General features: G+C 71.4%; 13 protein-coding genes. 4 read left to right on the top strand and 9 right to left on the bottom strand.

The window, feature by feature from the left end:
- Positions 1-110: 110 nt before the first annotated feature.
- Positions 111-1,298, bottom strand: a complete 1,188-nt coding sequence (locus KHC27_RS20505; RefSeq protein ID WP_425514900.1) for an extracellular catalytic domain type 1 short-chain-length polyhydroxyalkanoate depolymerase — start codon at positions 1,296-1,298, stop codon at positions 111-113.
- A gap of 215 nt (positions 1,299-1,513) precedes the next feature.
- Between KHC27_RS20505 and KHC27_RS20500 the strand changes: the two genes are divergently transcribed.
- A complete protein-coding gene (locus tag KHC27_RS20500) occupies positions 1,514-2,125 on the top strand; it encodes an LOG family protein (protein ID WP_459076740.1) in 612 nt (203 codons plus the stop codon).
- Positions 2,126-2,191: 66 nt separating this feature from the next.
- On the opposite strand, the gene cimA is transcribed toward KHC27_RS20500, so the two are convergent.
- The 3 genes from cimA to cysS are packed head-to-tail and all read right to left on the bottom strand — an operon-like array spanning position 2,192 to position 5,726.
- Complete coding sequence (gene cimA, locus KHC27_RS20495; protein ID WP_213341741.1) at positions 2,192-3,838, bottom strand: citramalate synthase; 1,647 nt, start codon at positions 3,836-3,838, stop codon at positions 2,192-2,194.
- Positions 3,835-4,335: a GNAT family N-acetyltransferase gene (locus KHC27_RS20490; RefSeq protein WP_343210952.1), complete on the bottom strand. Its 501-nt coding sequence runs from the start codon at positions 4,333-4,335 to the stop codon at positions 3,835-3,837. Before KHC27_RS20490 ends, cimA begins: the two co-directional genes overlap by 4 nt.
- The gene (gene cysS / locus KHC27_RS20485) at positions 4,332-5,726 is read right to left on the bottom strand and encodes a cysteine--tRNA ligase (RefSeq protein ID WP_213341739.1); all 1,395 of its coding nucleotides are present in this window, start codon (positions 5,724-5,726) and stop codon (positions 4,332-4,334) included. Before cysS ends, KHC27_RS20490 begins: the two co-directional genes overlap by 4 nt.
- Positions 5,727-6,067: 341 nt before the next feature.
- Here cysS and KHC27_RS20480 point away from each other — a divergent pair, with 341 nt between their 5' ends.
- On the top strand, positions 6,068-6,382 hold the full coding sequence (locus KHC27_RS20480; protein ID WP_213341737.1) for a hypothetical protein: 315 nt from the start codon (positions 6,068-6,070) through the stop codon (positions 6,380-6,382).
- 63 nt (positions 6,383-6,445) lie between these two features.
- Here KHC27_RS20480 and KHC27_RS20475 read toward each other — a convergent pair whose 3' ends face one another.
- Entirely contained in the window at positions 6,446-6,979 is a 534-nt protein-coding gene (locus KHC27_RS20475; protein WP_213341735.1) for a CreA family protein, read from the bottom strand.
- 133 nt (positions 6,980-7,112) lie between these two features.
- Between KHC27_RS20475 and KHC27_RS20470 the strand changes: the two genes are divergently transcribed.
- Entirely contained in the window at positions 7,113-8,414 is a 1,302-nt protein-coding gene (locus KHC27_RS20470; protein WP_246520158.1) for a DUF2865 domain-containing protein, read from the top strand.
- A 46-nt stretch (positions 8,415-8,460) separates the two neighbouring features.
- Here KHC27_RS20470 and KHC27_RS20465 read toward each other — a convergent pair whose 3' ends face one another.
- From KHC27_RS20465 to KHC27_RS20450, 4 genes are all read right to left on the bottom strand, one after another.
- A complete protein-coding gene (locus KHC27_RS20465) occupies positions 8,461-9,807 on the bottom strand; it encodes a glutamate--tRNA ligase (RefSeq protein WP_213341733.1) in 1,347 nt (448 codons plus the stop codon).
- A gap of 51 nt (positions 9,808-9,858) precedes the next feature.
- Complete coding sequence (locus KHC27_RS20460; RefSeq protein ID WP_213341731.1) at positions 9,859-11,532, bottom strand: NAD+ synthase; 1,674 nt, start codon at positions 11,530-11,532, stop codon at positions 9,859-9,861.
- 60 nt (positions 11,533-11,592) lie between these two features.
- Positions 11,593-13,101, bottom strand: coding sequence for an acetyl-CoA hydrolase/transferase family protein (locus KHC27_RS20455; protein ID WP_213341730.1), 1,509 nt, complete (start codon positions 13,099-13,101; stop codon positions 11,593-11,595).
- Positions 13,102-13,263: 162 nt separating this feature from the next.
- Positions 13,264-13,620 carry a winged helix-turn-helix transcriptional regulator gene (locus KHC27_RS20450; RefSeq protein WP_213341728.1) on the bottom strand — a complete coding sequence of 119 codons (357 nt, stop codon included), beginning with the start codon at positions 13,618-13,620 and terminating at the stop codon, positions 13,264-13,266.
- Between the two features lie 171 nt (positions 13,621-13,791).
- Between KHC27_RS20450 and KHC27_RS20445 the strand changes: the two genes are divergently transcribed.
- Positions 13,792-14,808 (top strand): zinc-binding alcohol dehydrogenase family protein, encoded by a 1,017-nt coding sequence (locus KHC27_RS20445; RefSeq protein WP_213341725.1) that lies wholly within the window; start codon positions 13,792-13,794, stop codon positions 14,806-14,808.
- Positions 14,809-14,846 lie beyond the last annotated feature (38 nt).

The raw sequence follows: 14,846 nt of genomic DNA, 5'->3' as shown, positions 1-14,846 counted from the left end.
TGCGACGGTATAGGCCGCCGTCGCGCGGCCCCTGTGCTGCCCCGGTGGGGCCGGCGCGCCGCCGCCCGGAGGGACCGCCATCCCCTCCGCGACGCGGCGGCGCCCGGCCCCTATCGCATCAGCCCCGCGGCGCGCAGGGCGTCTTCGATGACCTTGCCGACGGCGGCAACCCGGTTTGGCGCCGCGCGGTGGCCGGGCTCGCCTGTGGGCTGGGCCGTCGTGGCTCCCCTGCCCTGCGTGGCCGGCGCGGCAGGCAAAAGCGAGGTGGCCGGCGCGGCAGCGGTCCGGGCAATGGCGTTGGGTGCCGCCGCCGATGCCGCCGGGCGCCCGGCCACCGTGGCGGCGGGTTCCGCAATGCCCCAGAAAGCGGCGATCTCCAGCGTCGAGGAGATGCCGACATCCAGCATGTAGGGGCCGGCCACGCCGAGTTCCGCGCTCAGCGGCGTGCCATGCCCCATGCCGGCCACCGTGTTCAGCTCGATCACGGCTTCGCCCGCTGCGTTGCGCCACACCCGTTTCTCCCGCGGGCCCAGCCGTTCGATCTCGGAGGGCGCCTCGCCGAGGTGGTGCACGCCGCGCCATTGCGTGGCGATGTCCGCGGCATTGGTGGGCGCCACCGTGTGGTCGGCCATGCCCTGCCAGATCGCGACCTTCGGCCATGGCCCGTCATGGCTGGCCCCCTCGCGCAGCAGACGCCACAATTCCTCGTCGGACGCGGCGCTCTGGCCGCGCATGCAGTCGAACGCCTCCGGCACGGTGGTGGCGCGGCCATAGGCGAGCCCGGCAATGACGGCGCCGCCGGCGAAGAGCTCGGGATAGGTGGCGAGCATGACGGACGCCATCGCGCCGCCGGCCGAGAGGCCGGTGACGAAGATCCGCTCGGGGTCCAGCCCGTGCGCCTCGACCATGGTCGCGATCATCTGCCGGATGGACAGCGCCTCGCCGGCGTCGCGCCGGGCATCGCCGGGGCGGAACCAGTTGAAACAGAGGTTCGGGTTGTTGCCATGGTTCTGCTCGGGGTAGAGCAGCGCGAAGCCGGCGTGATCGGCCAGTGCCGACCAGCCGGCGCGCAGGTCGTATTCGGCCGCGTTCTGGGTGCAGCCGTGCAGCACCACCACCAGCGGGGCGCCGCGGGCGGCGGTGGCGGGAACATGGACATGCGCTTTCAGCCCGCCCGGATTCGACCCGAACTCGGGAAGCGGCGCGAGCCGGCCGGGGTGCTGGGGCGTCCGCGTTGCCGCACCGGCCGACCGGCCGAGAGCGGCGAACCGGCCGAAGTCGTGAGACATTTTCTGCAATGAAGGCGTCCTTGTGGGTGCGCCCGGAAGCGGGCGGCACGGGTACAACAGCATTGCCGGCATATCGTTGCTGCGATGCACAATGACAAGGCCGCGACCCGAGTCAATGGCCGGAGCCCCGCGGGCGGACCGTGCGGCCGTGCGTGCGCGGGCCGGCCCGCGCCTTGCAAGCGTGGTGGCTTGACGCCTCTTTCCCGCCCTGCATCATGGTGGCCATGTCGACGATCAAGAGTGTTTGCGTTTACTGCGGCGCCGCGCCGGGCGACAGCCCGGTTTTCCTCAAGACCGCTACCGAGCTCGGCCGCATCCTCGCACGGGAGGGTGTCCGGCTGATCTATGGCGGCGGCGGTGTCGGCCTGATGGGCGCCACCGCCCGCGCCTGCGCCGAGGCCGGCGGCCGGGTCACCGGCATCATCCCGGAATTCCTGATCGGCAAGGAGCAGGCGTTCGAGCACGCTCACGAGCTGGTCGTCACCCGCGACATGCACGAGCGCAAGCGCCTGATGTTCGAGCGGGCCGACGCCTTCGTCGCCCTGCCCGGCGGGGTGGGCACGCTGGAGGAGCTGGTGGAACAGCTCACCTGGGTGCAGCTCAACCGTCACCGCAAGCCGGTGCTGGTGGTGAATGTGGACGGCTTCTGGGACCCGCTGCTGGCCCTGTTCGGCCATATGCAGGCCACCGGCTTCGTGAATGCCGAACGCCCGCTCTCCCTGCTGGTCGCCGCCAACGCGCAGGCGGTGGTGCCGCGGCTGCGCGCGGCGGTGGCGCCGCTGCCGGAGGGAAGCCTGCACGGCGCGCCCGAGGTTCAGGTGGCCGAACGCATGTGAGGCGACGGGGCGCGGGCGCCCGCCGGCCGCGTGCGGCGCTTCGGCCTGCGACGGCCCTCGCAGCGGTCAGCCCTCCGCGCCTTCCTTCACCAGCTTCCACACGATGCTGTCCAGCAATGCCTGGAACGAGGCGTCGATGATGTTGGTGGACACGCCCACCGTGGTCCAGCGGGCGCCGCTGCGGTCGCTGCTCTCCAGCAGCACGCGGGTGATGGCCTCGGTGCCGCCGTCGAGGATGCGCACGCGGTAATCCGTGAGCTTCAGGTCGCCGATCAGCGGCTGGTACTTGCCGAGGTCCTTGCGCAGGGCAAGGTCGAGCGCGTTGACCGGGCCGTTGCCCTCCGCCGCGGAGATCGTCACCTCCTCGCCGATGCGCACCTTCACGATGGCCTCCGCCACCGTGACCTGCTCGCCGCGCACATTGTAGCGCCGCTCCACCGAGACGCTGAAGCGCTCGACCTGGAAATAGTCCGGCACATGGCCGAGCACCCGGCGCGCCAGCAGCGCGAAGGAAGCGTCCGCCGCCTCATAGGCATAGCCGGCGGCCTCGCGGGTCTTCACCTCGTCCAGCAGCCGGGCGAGACGGGGATCGTCCCGCCGCACCTCGATGCCGAGCCGGTCCAGCTCCGCCAGCACGTTGGAGCGCCCGGCCTGGTCGGACACCATCACCCGGCGGCGATTGCCGACGCTCTCCGGCGGCACATGCTCATAGGTCGCGGGGTCCTTGAGGATGGCGGAGGCGTGGATGCCGGCCTTGGTGGCGAAGGCGCTGTCGCCGACATAGGGGGCGTGCCGGTCCGGCGCACGGTTGAGGATTTCGTCGAGCGCGCGGGAGACGGAGGTGATCTCGGCCAGCCGCTCCGGCCGCACCCCGGTCTCGAACCCGGCATAGGCCGGCTTCAGCAGCAGGGTCGGGATCAGGCTGCAGAGATTGGCGTTGCCGCAGCGCTCGCCCAGCCCGTTCAGCGTGCCCTGGATCTGCCGCGCCCCGGCCCGGACGGCGGCGAGGGAATTGGCCACCGCCTGCCCGGTGTCGTCATGGGCATGGATGCCGAGATGCTCACCCGGCACCACCTGCGTCACGGCGCGGACGATGCGCTCGACTTCCTCCGGCAGGGTGCCGCCATTGGTGTCGCACAGCACCACCCAGCGGGCGCCGGCCTCGAAGGCGGTGCGGGCGCAGGCCAGCGCATAGTCCGCCCGTTCCTTGTAGCCGTCGAAGAAATGCTCGCAGTCCACCAGCACCTCGCGACCGCGCGCGCGGGCGGCGGCGACGCTGTCGCGGATCGCGGCGAGATTCTCCTCCTCGGTGGTCTCCAGCGCGACGCGCACCTGATAGGCCGAGGCCTTGGCGACGAGGCACACGGCGTCGGCCTGCGCCTCCAGCAGCGCGGCGAGGCCGGGATCGTTGGCGGCGGAACGGCCCGGGCGCCGCGTCATGCCGAAGGCGGTGATGCGGGCCGCGCTTGCCCGCCGCTCGGCGAAGAGCGCGGTGTCGGAAGGATTGGCGCCGGGGTAGCCGGCCTCGATGTAGTCCAGCCCGAGCCGGCCCATGAGTTCGATGAGACGCAGCTTGTCGGCCAGGGTGAAATCCACCCCGTTCATCTGCTGGCCATCGCGCAGCGTGGTGTCGAAGAGGTGGAGCCGCGCGCGCCCGCCCGGCGGCGGGGTCGGGACGGAGGGCGGGGCGGCGGCGGGCGCCGGGTCGGTCATGAGCGGGCTTCCCCCTCCGCGAGGGTCTTCTGGACCGTGGTGTTGCCCAGCCACACCGCGCCGAGCGGCACGGTGTTGCGGCGCTGGGGCACGTAGCCCCGCTTCTGGAAGAAGCCGAGCGCGGTGTCGCTCGCATCGGCGCTCAGGCTCTTGGCGCCACGGGCTTGCGCCAGCCTTTCCACCGCGTCGCACAGCAGCGTGGCGACGCCCTCGCCGGCGACCTCCGGGTGGACATAGAGCAGGTCGATCACCGCATTGTCGGCCAGAGCGACGAAGCCGACCGGCTCGCCGCCGCGGGTGGCGACCAGCGTCAGCCGGGTGGCGAGCCGCGCGGCGAAGGCCTCCTCGTCATCGGCCAGCGCCGCCCACGCCTCCTGCTGGTCCGGCTCGTAATCGTCGCCGGTCAGCTCGAACACCGCCGCCTGCAGGATCGCCGCCAGCAGGGGCGCGTCGGCAGGCAGCGCCGGGCGAAGGGCGGCGGCCGGGGCGGCGCTCACCGCGCCGGCTCCCAGGTGGTGGTGCCGTCCTTGTTGTCCTTCAGCGCGACGCCAAGCTCCAGCAGCTCGTTGCGGATGCGGTCGGAGGCGGCCCAGTCGCGGTTGCGCCGGGCCTCGATCCGCTCGGCGATGCGCGCCTCGATGGCGGCGGCGTCGATGGTGAGCGCCGGCGCGCGGGCGTCGCGCCAGGCCCGCAGCGGCCCCGGCGCGAAGCCGAGGAAGGCGAGCGTGCCGCCGAGCGCCTTCTTGCCGGCATGGTCCTTCAGCGCGTGCATCTCGGCGATCGCCTTCGGGGTGTTGAGGTCGTCGGCCAGCGCCTCCAGCACCGCCGGCGCCGGGCGGGGATAGGCGTCGGGCGCGGCGGCGTCGAACCACTGCTCCAGCGTCCTGGCGCTCTCCTCCAGCCCCTTCACCGTCCAGTCGATCGGCTGGCGGTAATGGGTGCGCAGCATGTTGAGGCGCAGCACATCGCCCGGCCAGTCCGCCAGCAGGTCGCGGATGGTGACGAAGTTGCCGAGCGACTTCGACATCTTCTCGCCCTCCACCTGCAGGAAGCCGTTGTGCATCCACACATTGGCCATCACCCCGGCATGGAAGGCGCAGCGCGACTGCGCGATCTCGTTCTCGTGGTGGGGGAAGATGAGGTCGATGCCGCCGCCATGGATGTCGAAGGTCTCGCCCAGATGCGCCCACGACATGGCGGAGCACTCGATGTGCCAGCCGGGACGGCCGAGCGGCCCGATGCCCGCCGGCGAGGGCCAGCCGGGCTCGCCGGGCGAGGACGGCTTCCACAGCACGAAGTCCATCGCGTCGCGCTTGTAGGGCGCGACGTCGACCCGGGCGCCGGCGATCATCTCGTCCAGCGGCCGGCGCGAGAGCGCGCCATAGTCCGGCATCGAGGGCACCGAGAACAGCACGTGGTCCTCGGCGACATAGGCATGGCCGGCGGCGACGAGACGCTCGATCAGCGTGCGCATCTCGCCGATATGCTCGGTGGCGCGCGGCTCGACATCGGGGTGCAGCACGCCGAGCGCCTCGAGGTCGTCGTGGAACTGCGCCTCGGTGGCGAAGGTCACCCGGGCGATGGCCTCGTTCAGCGGCAGGTCGGGGAATTCGCGCGCCGCCCGCGCGTTGATCTTGTCGTCGACGTCGGTGATGTTGCGGACATACTTCACGTGGTCGGCGCCATAGAAATGGCGGAGCACGCGGTACAGCAGGTCGAACACCACCACCGGGCGGGCATTGCCGATATGGGCGAGGTCGTAGACGGTGGGTCCGCAGACATACATGCGCACGCGCGCCGGATCGATCGGCGCGAAGGGCTCCTTCACCCGCGTGAGCGTGTTGTACAGCTTGACCTCGGGAAGACCCGATCCGACTTCACCCGGCATTGAACCCGCCTCTTCTGGATTGGAGCCGCCCGGCCCGCGCCACCTTCCGGCGCGTGGCGGACAGCCGCGGGGCGTCTGTCCTCCCTTTGCGCCGGCACGTCAAGGCCGGCGGGCCGCTGGCCGGCCGCGAGCCCGCTTCACCTGGCCCGGGGGTGAGGCCCCGACGCCACAGCCACCCCCAATCCACACGCTGACCGGCCGCCGGCGATTGCCTCGGCCGGAAACGGGACGTAACCAGCGGCGCCTGAATGAACCGACGGGCCGCATCGGCGTTCACGAACTATTCAATCCTTCGCGCCATAGTCCTGCCACACCATCCCGAGGCCATTCGCAGCACCGCCATGATGCTCCGCCGCGCCCTTCTCGCCGCCACCCTCGCCCTCACCCCTGCCCTGGCTCTCGCCGACGGCCAGACGGAAATGTTCGTCGTCGACAATTCCGACGGCTACGGCATCGACGCCTGCGTCGCCTCCGGCTCCAGCTGCGGCGCCGCCATGGCCGAGGCCTGGTGCCGGGTGCACGACTATTCCCGCGTGGTCAGCTTCGGCAAGGTGCAGAGCGACGCCGGCAAGGCCCGGCTCATCAGCGCCAATGCCCGCACCGCCTGCAACGGCGGAAGCTGCACCGACGTCGTCGCCATCACCTGCGGACGCTGAGGCGGCTGCGGACGCTGAGGCGGTCACGGGCGGCGGCGCGCACACGCCCCGCCGCGCCCTGCCTCACTGGATGAAGTCCCCGCATTTCGGCACCTGGGTGTCGGCGCCCCAGGGCATGACCGGCACGCTGGTGGTGGAGTTCTTCGGGCTGCCTTCGATCAGCCTGTCCGAATAGACCAGATACACCAATACGTTGCGCTTGGCGTCGCAACCCCGCACGATCTGCATCTTCTTGAAGATCAGCGAGCGGCTCTCGCGGTAGACGATGTCGCCCTGCTCCATCTTGCCCTTGAAGCGAATGGGCCCGATCTGCCGGCAGGCTATCGAGATGTCGGAAACCTCCTCCGCCACGCCGAGCATGCCCTTCACCCCACCGCGTTCCGGCTGGGTGTAGTGGCAGGCCACCCCCTCCACCATCGGATCGTCGATGCCATAGACCGCCAGCTTGTCGTCCGGGGTGAGGAATTTCCACACCGTCGACTTGCGGAAGATGAGGTCCGGCTCCTGCGCGGCGGCAGGCGCCGCAAGCGCGAGGCTGGCCGCAAGCGCGAGGCCGGCGGCAAGCGGCAGGGAGAGGAAACGCAGGCGCGTCGACATGAGGCAATCTCCGTTGGAGCCGACGGCGCATATGGTATGAGGGCGCCCCGAACGGAAGTACGACACTTCCTCTCCCCTCCGCGAGACGCCCGCCGGCGCCCGACACGGTCAGCTTGCTACGGTCACCTTTCTCATGCCGCTTCAAATTTTGGCCAAGCTTGCCGCGCTCATTGCGCCGCCGGCCGCGCTGCGCCCGGAGGATTCGGAACGGGGATCGGCCCGCTTCCGCGACGAGACGGCAGAGCTGATGAGCCTTACCCGCGACCTGTTCGCACGCGCCCGCGGCATGGTGCTGGCGGTGCCCCTGCTGGCGCTGGGGATTTCCGCCGCCGCCGCGCAGGCCTACCCGGACCCGGCCGCCAACGACCCCCAGAACGCCGCGCGCACCGCCTGCCTGCGGCTGGAGGCCCAGCTCGGCCAGCTCGGCCGTGGCGCGGGCGGCAATCTGGAAGCCACTGTCGCCAAGCAGCGGGGCGACGTGGAGTATCTGAACGGCCAGATGGACTATAATGGCTGCAACCAGCAGGGCTTCCTGATCTTCCAGCCCCAGTTGCCGCCCCAGTGCACCCAGATCCGCAGCAAGCTGGCGCAGGCCCAGGCCGCGCTCGACCGCAGCATGGCCCAGCTCGAAAGCCAGCGCGGCGGGCTCGACGCCCAGCGCCGGCAGATCGTGCAGCAGCTCGCGCAGAACGACTGCGGCCCGCAATACCGCGCCGCGCTCGGCGGCGGCCAGCCCGGCCAGAACCAGCAGCGTCAGCCGCGGCAGCCGCGCAATTTCTTCGAGCAGCTCTTCGGCGTTCCGGCCGATGAATCGGCACAGCCTTCCGAGGAGATGCCCTCGCCCGACATCCAGCCCTCGGAAATGCCGCGCGTGTCCTCCTACCGGACGGTGTGCGTGCGCACCTGCGACGGGTTCTTCTTCCCGATCTCCTCCTCCACCACCCCGGCCAGCTTCGCCAATGACGAGGCGCTGTGCCAGCGGCAGTGCCCCGGCACCGAAGCCCGCCTGTTCGCCTACCGCACCAATGAGGACATCGACCACGCCGTCGGCACCAACGGCCAGCCCTACACCTCGCTGCCCAATGCCGGGCTGTACCGCAAGCAGTTCGTCTCCACCTGCTCCTGCCGACCGGCCGGGATGAGCTGGGGCCAGGCGCTCGCCGGCGCCGACACCGGGGAGACGCTGCGGCAGGGGGATATCGTGGTCACCGAGGACAAGGCGCGGGAGCTCTCCCAGCCGCTGCCGGCCACCCCGGCCAAGACCACACCGGCCCCGGCAAAGACCGCGCCCGCCAAGCCCACGGCGGCCAGCCCCGCCGCGACCAACCCCGCCGCGACACGGACCGCCCCGGCGGCGCGCACCCAGCCGGCGCCGCAGCAGCCCGCCCCGACCTATCAGGGCCAGCCGCTGCTGCCGCCCGCCCCGGTGCAGTGACCGCGAACAGCGTGGCTGCCGACAGCCCCGTGACGGCCGGGGCGTCTCAGGCGGCGCGGCCCTGCAGCCGGGCCGCCGCCCGCTCCCGCCCGATCAGCGGCAGCAGGGCCTTCAGCTCCGGCCCGCTCTCCACCCCCGTCAGAGCGAGGCGGAGCGGGTGGAACAGCGCCCGGCCGGAGCGGCCGGCGACCGGCTTCAGCGCCGCCAGCCAGCCGGCATAGACCTCCCCGTCCCAAGGCTCCGGCGGCAGGAGATCGGCGGCACGGGCGAGGAAATCGGCATCGCCCGGAGCGAGGGTGGGCTCCACCGGCCCCTCGACCACCCGCCACCAGCGCGCGGCATCGGCCAGCCGGGCGAGATTGCCGCGCACCGCCAGCCAGAACGGCGCGCCGCCACCGACGCCGAGGTCAGCCAGCCGCGCCGCAACGGCGGCAAAGTCCAGCCCGTGCAGGGTCGCCGCGGTGAGCGCCGAAAGGTCCTCCGGGTCGAACCGGGCCGGCGCGCGGGAGATGCGGCGCAGGTCGATCCGCTCCGCCAGCGCGTCGAGGCCGGGCACCGCCTCCACCGCCAGCGAGGTGCCGGTGAGCACCGCCAGCGCCGCCACCGCCAATGCCTCGTGGCCCTCCTCCCGCAGCGCCTGCAGCGAGAGATGGCCGAGCCGCTTGGAAAGCCCCTCCCCGCTCGGCAGCGTCAGCAGGTTGTGGTGGGCGAAGGCCGGCGGCGCCGCGCCCAGCGCCTCGAAGATCGCGATCTGCACGGCGGTGTTGGTGACGTGGTCCTCGCCGCGCACCACCTGCGTCACCCCCATCTCGATGTCGTCGACCACGGAGGTGAGGGTGTAGAGATAGCTGCCGTCCCCGCGCACCAGCACCGGGTCGGACAGGGCGGAGGTCTCCACCGCCTGCGGACCGCGCACGCCGTCGTCCCAGCGGACCACGCCGCCATGGAGGCGGAAGCGCCAGTGCGGCCGGCGCCCCTCCGTTTCCAGCCGCTCCCGGTCCGCCGCCGTCAGCGCGAGGGCGCCACGGTCATAGACCGGGGGCAGCCCGCGGCGGCGGCGCGACAGCCGCTGCGCCTCCAGCTCCTCCTCGGTCTCGTAGGCAGGGTAGAGGCTTCCGGCCGCCTTGAGCCGCTCCACCGCCGCGTCGTAGCGCGGCAGCCGGCGCGACTGATGCTCCACGCGGTCGGGCACCAGCCCCAGCCAGTCGAGATCGCGCGCGATGGCGTCGGCAAAGCCGGCGGTCGAGCGCGCCACGTCGGTGTCGTCGTAGCGCAGGATGAAGGTGCCGCCGGCCCGCCGGGCGAGCAGCGCGTTGTAGAGCGCGGTGCGGGCATTGCCGACATGCAGCAGCCCGGTGGGGGACGGGGCGAAACGCAGGACAGGAGAGCTCATGGCGGCCTTATCGCCGAGCCCGCCGCCCCTCGCAACCGGCCGCGCGCGGCGTCAGGCGCCTTCGCGGAACCGGTTGGTGATGGGGTAGCGACGGTCGCGGCCGAAATTGCGGGTGGTCACCTTCACCCCGGGCGCCGCCTGCCGGCGCTTGTACTCCGCGAGGTTCAGCATGCGCTCCACCTTGGCTACCAGCGCCGGGTCGAAGCCCTCGGCCGCGATGGAGGCGACCGTGCGCTCCTCCTCGACCAGCCGCTCGAGGATCGCGTCGAGCACCTCGTAGGGCGGCAGGCTGTCCTGGTCCTTCTGGTTCTCCCGCAGCTCGGCGGTGGGCGGCTTGGCGATGATGTTGGGCGGGATGACGACGCCGCCGGCACCCAGCGCCTCGGCCGGCTTCCAGCGGTTGCGCAGCTCGCAGAGCCGGAACACCTCGGTCTTGTAGAGGTCCTTCAACGGGTTGTAGCCGCCGTTCATGTCGCCATAGAGCGTGGCGTAGCCGGTCGACATCTCCGACTTGTTGCCGGTCGTCACCACCATGGAGCCAAACTTGTTGGAGATCGACATCAGGATGGTGCCGCGAGCGCGGGACTGAAGGTTCTCCTCGGTGACGTCGCGCGCCTGCCCGGCGAAGAGCGGGGCGAGGCACGCCTCCAGCCCTTCCACCGCCGGCGCGATCGGCACGATGTCGTATCGGCAGCCCAGCGCCTGCGCCACGCCGGCAGCGTCGGTGAGCGAATCGCCCGAGGTGTAGTGATAGGGCAGCATCACGCAGTGGACCCGCTCCGGGCCCAGCGCGTCCGCCGCCATCGCCGCGCACAGCGCCGAATCGATACCGCCCGACAGGCCCAGCACCACGCCGCGGAAGCGGTTCTTCTCGACGTAATCGCGCAGGCCCAGCACGCAGGCGGCATAGTCCGCCTCGTCGCCGGTCAGCAGCGGCGCGCGGGCGCCCTCCTCGCAGCGCCAGCCATCGGCCCAGCGCTCCCAGCGGGTGAGGCGGATGCGCTCCTGGAAGTTCGGGAACTGCACCGCCAGGGAGCGGTCGGCGTTGAGCACGAAGGAGCCGCCGTCGAACACCAGCTCGTCCTGCCCGCCGACCTGGTTGATATAGGCCAGCGGCAGGCCGCTCTCGACCACACGGGCCACCGCCACATTGGTGCGCTCGTCATAGACGGTGCGGCGGTACGGCGAGCCGTTGGGAATCAGCAGGATCTCGGCCCCGGTCTCGGAGAGGCACTCGATCACGTCCTCCGACCAGACGTCCTCGCACACCGGCACGCCGAGCCGCACCCCGCGGAACGGGATCGGCCCCGGCATCGGCCCGGCGGCGAACACCCGCTTCTCGTCGAACGGGCCATAATTCGGAAGATCGACCTTGTAGCGCACCGCGGCGACGCGGCCTTCCTCCAGCAGCGCCACGGCGTTGTAAAGCCGGCCCGCCTCCACCCAGGGCGTGCCCAGAAGAAGCGCCGGCCCGCCATCGGCGGTCTCGCGCGCCAGTTCCTCCACCATCTGCCGGCAGGCGAGCTGGAAGGCGGGCTTCAGCACGAGGTCCTCCGGCGGATAGCCGGAGATGAACAGCTCGGTGAACATCAGCAGGTCGGCGCCCTGCTCCGCCGCGAGGCGGCGGGCGGCGCGAACCTTCTCCGCATTGCCGGCGAGGTCGCCGACCACGGGATTGAGCTGGGCGAAGGCGATGAGGAGCTGATCGACGGGAGCGCTGGCCATGGTCCTGATGTAGCGAGGCAAAGGCCGCTCGGCAATCGCACCCGCGGCATGGGTGGGAGGTCAGGCCCGGCGCATGGTGCCGGTCTCCCGCAGCGCCGCGTGCCAGCCCAGCGCCTCCTCGATGAGATGGGGCGTCTGGCCGCCGCGCGGGGTGGCGCGCGCGACATAGTCGGCGAGCGCGTCGCGATAGTCGGGATGGGCGCAGTTGCGGATGATGAGCGCCGCCCGTTCGCGCGGCGCGAGGCCGCGCAGGTCGGCAAGGCCCTGCTCGGTCACCACGATGTCGACGTCGTGCTCGGTGTGGTCGACATGGCTCACCATGGGCACCACCGCCGAGATGCGCCCCTCCTTGGCGACCGAGCGGGTGATGAAGACGGAGAGGAAGGCATTGCGCGCGAAGTCGCCGGAGCCGCCGATGCCGTTCATCATGTGGGTGCCGCCGACATGGGTGGAGTTGATGTTGCCGTAGAGATCGAACTCCAGCGCGGTGTTGATGGCGATCAGCCCGAGCCGGCGGATGATCTCGGGGTGGTTGCTGATCTCCTGCGGCCGCAGCACGAGGCGCGACTTGTAGCGCGCCAGTTCCGGCAGCACCGCCTCGTATTTCGGCCGGGACAGGGTGATGGAGGAGCCCGAGGCAAAGTCGAGCCGGCCAGCGTCGAACAGATCGAAGGTCGAGTCCTGCAGCACCTCGGAATACATGGTGAGGTTGTGGAAGGGGCTGTCGATCAGCCCGTGCAGCACGGCATTGGCGGTGGTGCCGATGCCGGCCTGCAGCGGCTGGAGCTGGGTGGAGAGCCGCCCCACCGCGACCTCGTGCTTCAGCAGCTCGATGAGATGGCCGGCAATGGCGCGGGTGTCGTCGTCCGGGGGCTCCACATTGGCCGAGGAATCCAGCTTGGTGGTGACGACGACGGCGGCGATCTTCTCAGGGTCGACCGGGATGAAGGGCAGGCCCACCCGGTTCTCCGGCGCCACGATCGGGATGGGGTGGCGGATCGGCCGCCGGGTCGGGATGTAGATGTCGTGCAGCCCCTCCAGCAGGGTCGGCTGCGACAGGTTGATCTCGACGATGACCTTCTCCGCCAGGATCGCGAAGCTGGCGGAGTTGCCCACCGAGGTGGTGGGCACGATGCCGCCCTGCTCGGTGATGGCGACCGCCTCGATCACCGCGACATCGACCGGCCCGATCTGGCGGGTGCGCAGAAGCTCCACCGTTTCCGAAAGGTGCTGGTCGACGAACATCACCTCGCCGGCATTGATCGCCCGGCGCAGCGCGGGATCGGACTGGAACGGGATGCGGCGGGAAAGGACATGGGCCTCGGCCAGTTGCTTGTCGAGGTCGTTGCCCAGCGAGGCGCCGGTGATGAGGCAGATGGACAGCGGCTCGCCGCGGGCATGGGCCTCCCGTGCCCGGGCGGCCAGCGCCATCGGCACCGCCTTGGCCTCGCCGGCGCGGGTGAAACCGCTCATGCCGATGGTCATGCCGTCGCGGATGTGGGCGGCGGCCGCCTCGGCGCTCACCACCTTGTCGCGAAGCGGGGCGTAGCGGATGCGCTCGGTGATCATGGACCCGTCCGGTGCTGGGGAACGGCTGCATCCGTTACGCCCTCCGGCGCCGATGGGCGATGCGACTTTCGGGGCGCGACTTTGGGAGAGCGACTTTCGGAGAGCCGCTTTGAGAGAGCGGTTTGGGGGCGGCCCCGCTCCGCAGCGGCGGGCGCGACGGGGCTATTCCGCCGCGGCCAGCTCCGGCGCTACCGCGAGCCGGGCGCGGCCCCAGCCGGCGAGAAGCGCGATGGCCGGGCGCAGCGCCTCGCCGCTGGCGGAGAGCCGGTAGCCGACCTGCGGCGGCACGGTGGGGTAGACCGTGCGGGCGATGACGCCGTCCGCCTCCAGCTCCCGCAGCGCCTTGGCGAGGATGCGCGGCGACACGTTCGGCATCGCCCGGCGCAGCTCGCTGTAGCGCCGCTCGCCGCCGGAGAGATGGAACAGGAGGCCGCCCTTCCACTTGCCGCCGATGATCTCGAGCGTCGCCTCGACCGGGCAACCCGTGCCGCAGGAATAGTCCGTGTGACGCTTGGCCATGCGCGCCTCCGCCCAAGGAAATCCCGGCGAAGATAGGCGGCGGGCCGCAAAGGGGAAAGGGCGGTTTCATTCCCGATACCACCGCACCGTTTCATCCGTTCTTGCGCCGGAGCGGGCACGGACGACATTGACGGCATCTCGTTCCACAGCGCCTCGCGCCCGGAGACTCACATGAAAGCCATCGGCTACACACGCTCGCTCCCCATTGCGGATGCCTCCTCGCTGGTCGATCTCGACCTGCCCGATCCGACGCCCGGCCCCCGCGACCTGCTGGTGCGGGTGCACGCCATCTCCGTGAACCCGGTCGACACCAAGGTCCGGCTGCGGCGGCAGGGCACGGAAGACGCGCCCGTCGTGCTCGGCTGGGACGCCGCCGGCGTGGTCGAGGCGGTGGGGGCCGAGGTGAGCCTGTTCCGGCCGGGCGACGCGGTGTTCTACGCCGGCGATCTCAACCGGCCCGGCACCAATGCCGAGCTGCATGTGGTCGACGAGCGGCTGGTCGGGCCCAAGCCCGCGAGCCTCGGCTTCGCGGAGGCCGCCGCGCTGCCGCTCACCAGCCTCACCGCCTGGGAAGGGCTGTTCGACCGGCTGGAGCTGCCGGCGGGCGGGGGCGCGGGGCGCTCCCTGCTGGTGGTGGGCGCCGCGGGCGGCGTCGGCTCGCTGGTGGTCCAGCTCGCCCGCCAGCTCACCGCCGTGACCGTGATCGGCACCGCCTCGCGGCCGCAGAGCCGGGAATGGGTCGAGGCGCTCGGCGCCCACGCCGTGATCGACCATGGCCGCCCGCTCAGCGAGGAGCTGGCGAAGGCGGGGCTCGGCGAGGTCGACTACGTCTACAGTCTCACCGCCACCGAGCAGCATTGGCCGGAAATCGTCAAGGCGGCGCGGCCGCAGGGCCGCATCGCGCTGATCGACGACCCGAAGACGCTGGACGCGCTGGCGCTGAAGGGCAAGAGCCTGTCGCTACACTGGGAGCTGATGTTCACCCGCTCGCTGTTCCAGACCCCGGACATGATCCGCCAGCACGAGATCCTCGCCGAGCTGTCGCGGCTGGTGGATGCCGGGCGGCTGCGGACCACGCTCGGCGAGCGGGCCGGCACGATCAACGCGGCGAACCTTCGCCGCGCCCATGCCGCGCTGGAAAGCGGCCGGACCATCGGCAAGATCGTGCTGGAAGGCTGGGAGGGCTGAAGCGGTCAAGCACGCGCGCGACAGGCCCGGACGACAGG

The organism is Ancylobacter lacus (assembly GCF_018390635.1).
In the GTDB taxonomy this organism is placed as follows: Bacteria; Pseudomonadota; Alphaproteobacteria; order Rhizobiales; family Xanthobacteraceae; genus Ancylobacter; species Ancylobacter lacus.
Note: the sequence above shows the minus strand (reverse complement) of the source record. Positions and strands in the feature narration are given on the sequence as shown.

Coding starts and splice junctions, on each gene's coding strand:
- KHC27_RS20500 (WP_459076740.1), top strand. CDS start 1,514: ATGTCGACGATCAAGAGTGTTTGCGTTTACTGCGGCGCCGCGCCGGGC.
- KHC27_RS20445 (WP_213341725.1), top strand. CDS start 13,792: ATGAAAGCCATCGGCTACACACGCTCGCTCCCCATTGCGGATGCCTCC.
- KHC27_RS20450 (WP_213341728.1), bottom strand. CDS start 13,620: ATGGCCAAGCGTCACACGGACTATTCCTGCGGCACGGGTTGCCCGGTC.
- KHC27_RS20455 (WP_213341730.1), bottom strand. CDS start 13,101: ATGATCACCGAGCGCATCCGCTACGCCCCGCTTCGCGACAAGGTGGTG.
- KHC27_RS20480 (WP_213341737.1), top strand. CDS start 6,068: ATGATGCTCCGCCGCGCCCTTCTCGCCGCCACCCTCGCCCTCACCCCT.
- KHC27_RS20470 (WP_246520158.1), top strand. CDS start 7,113: ATGCCGCTTCAAATTTTGGCCAAGCTTGCCGCGCTCATTGCGCCGCCG.
- cysS (WP_213341739.1), bottom strand. CDS start 5,726: ATGCCGGGTGAAGTCGGATCGGGTCTTCCCGAGGTCAAGCTGTACAAC.
- KHC27_RS20475 (WP_213341735.1), bottom strand. CDS start 6,979: ATGTCGACGCGCCTGCGTTTCCTCTCCCTGCCGCTTGCCGCCGGCCTC.
- KHC27_RS20465 (WP_213341733.1), bottom strand. CDS start 9,807: ATGAGCTCTCCTGTCCTGCGTTTCGCCCCGTCCCCCACCGGGCTGCTG.
- cimA (WP_213341741.1), bottom strand. CDS start 3,838: ATGACCGACCCGGCGCCCGCCGCCGCCCCGCCCTCCGTCCCGACCCCG.
- KHC27_RS20460 (WP_213341731.1), bottom strand. CDS start 11,532: ATGGCCAGCGCTCCCGTCGATCAGCTCCTCATCGCCTTCGCCCAGCTC.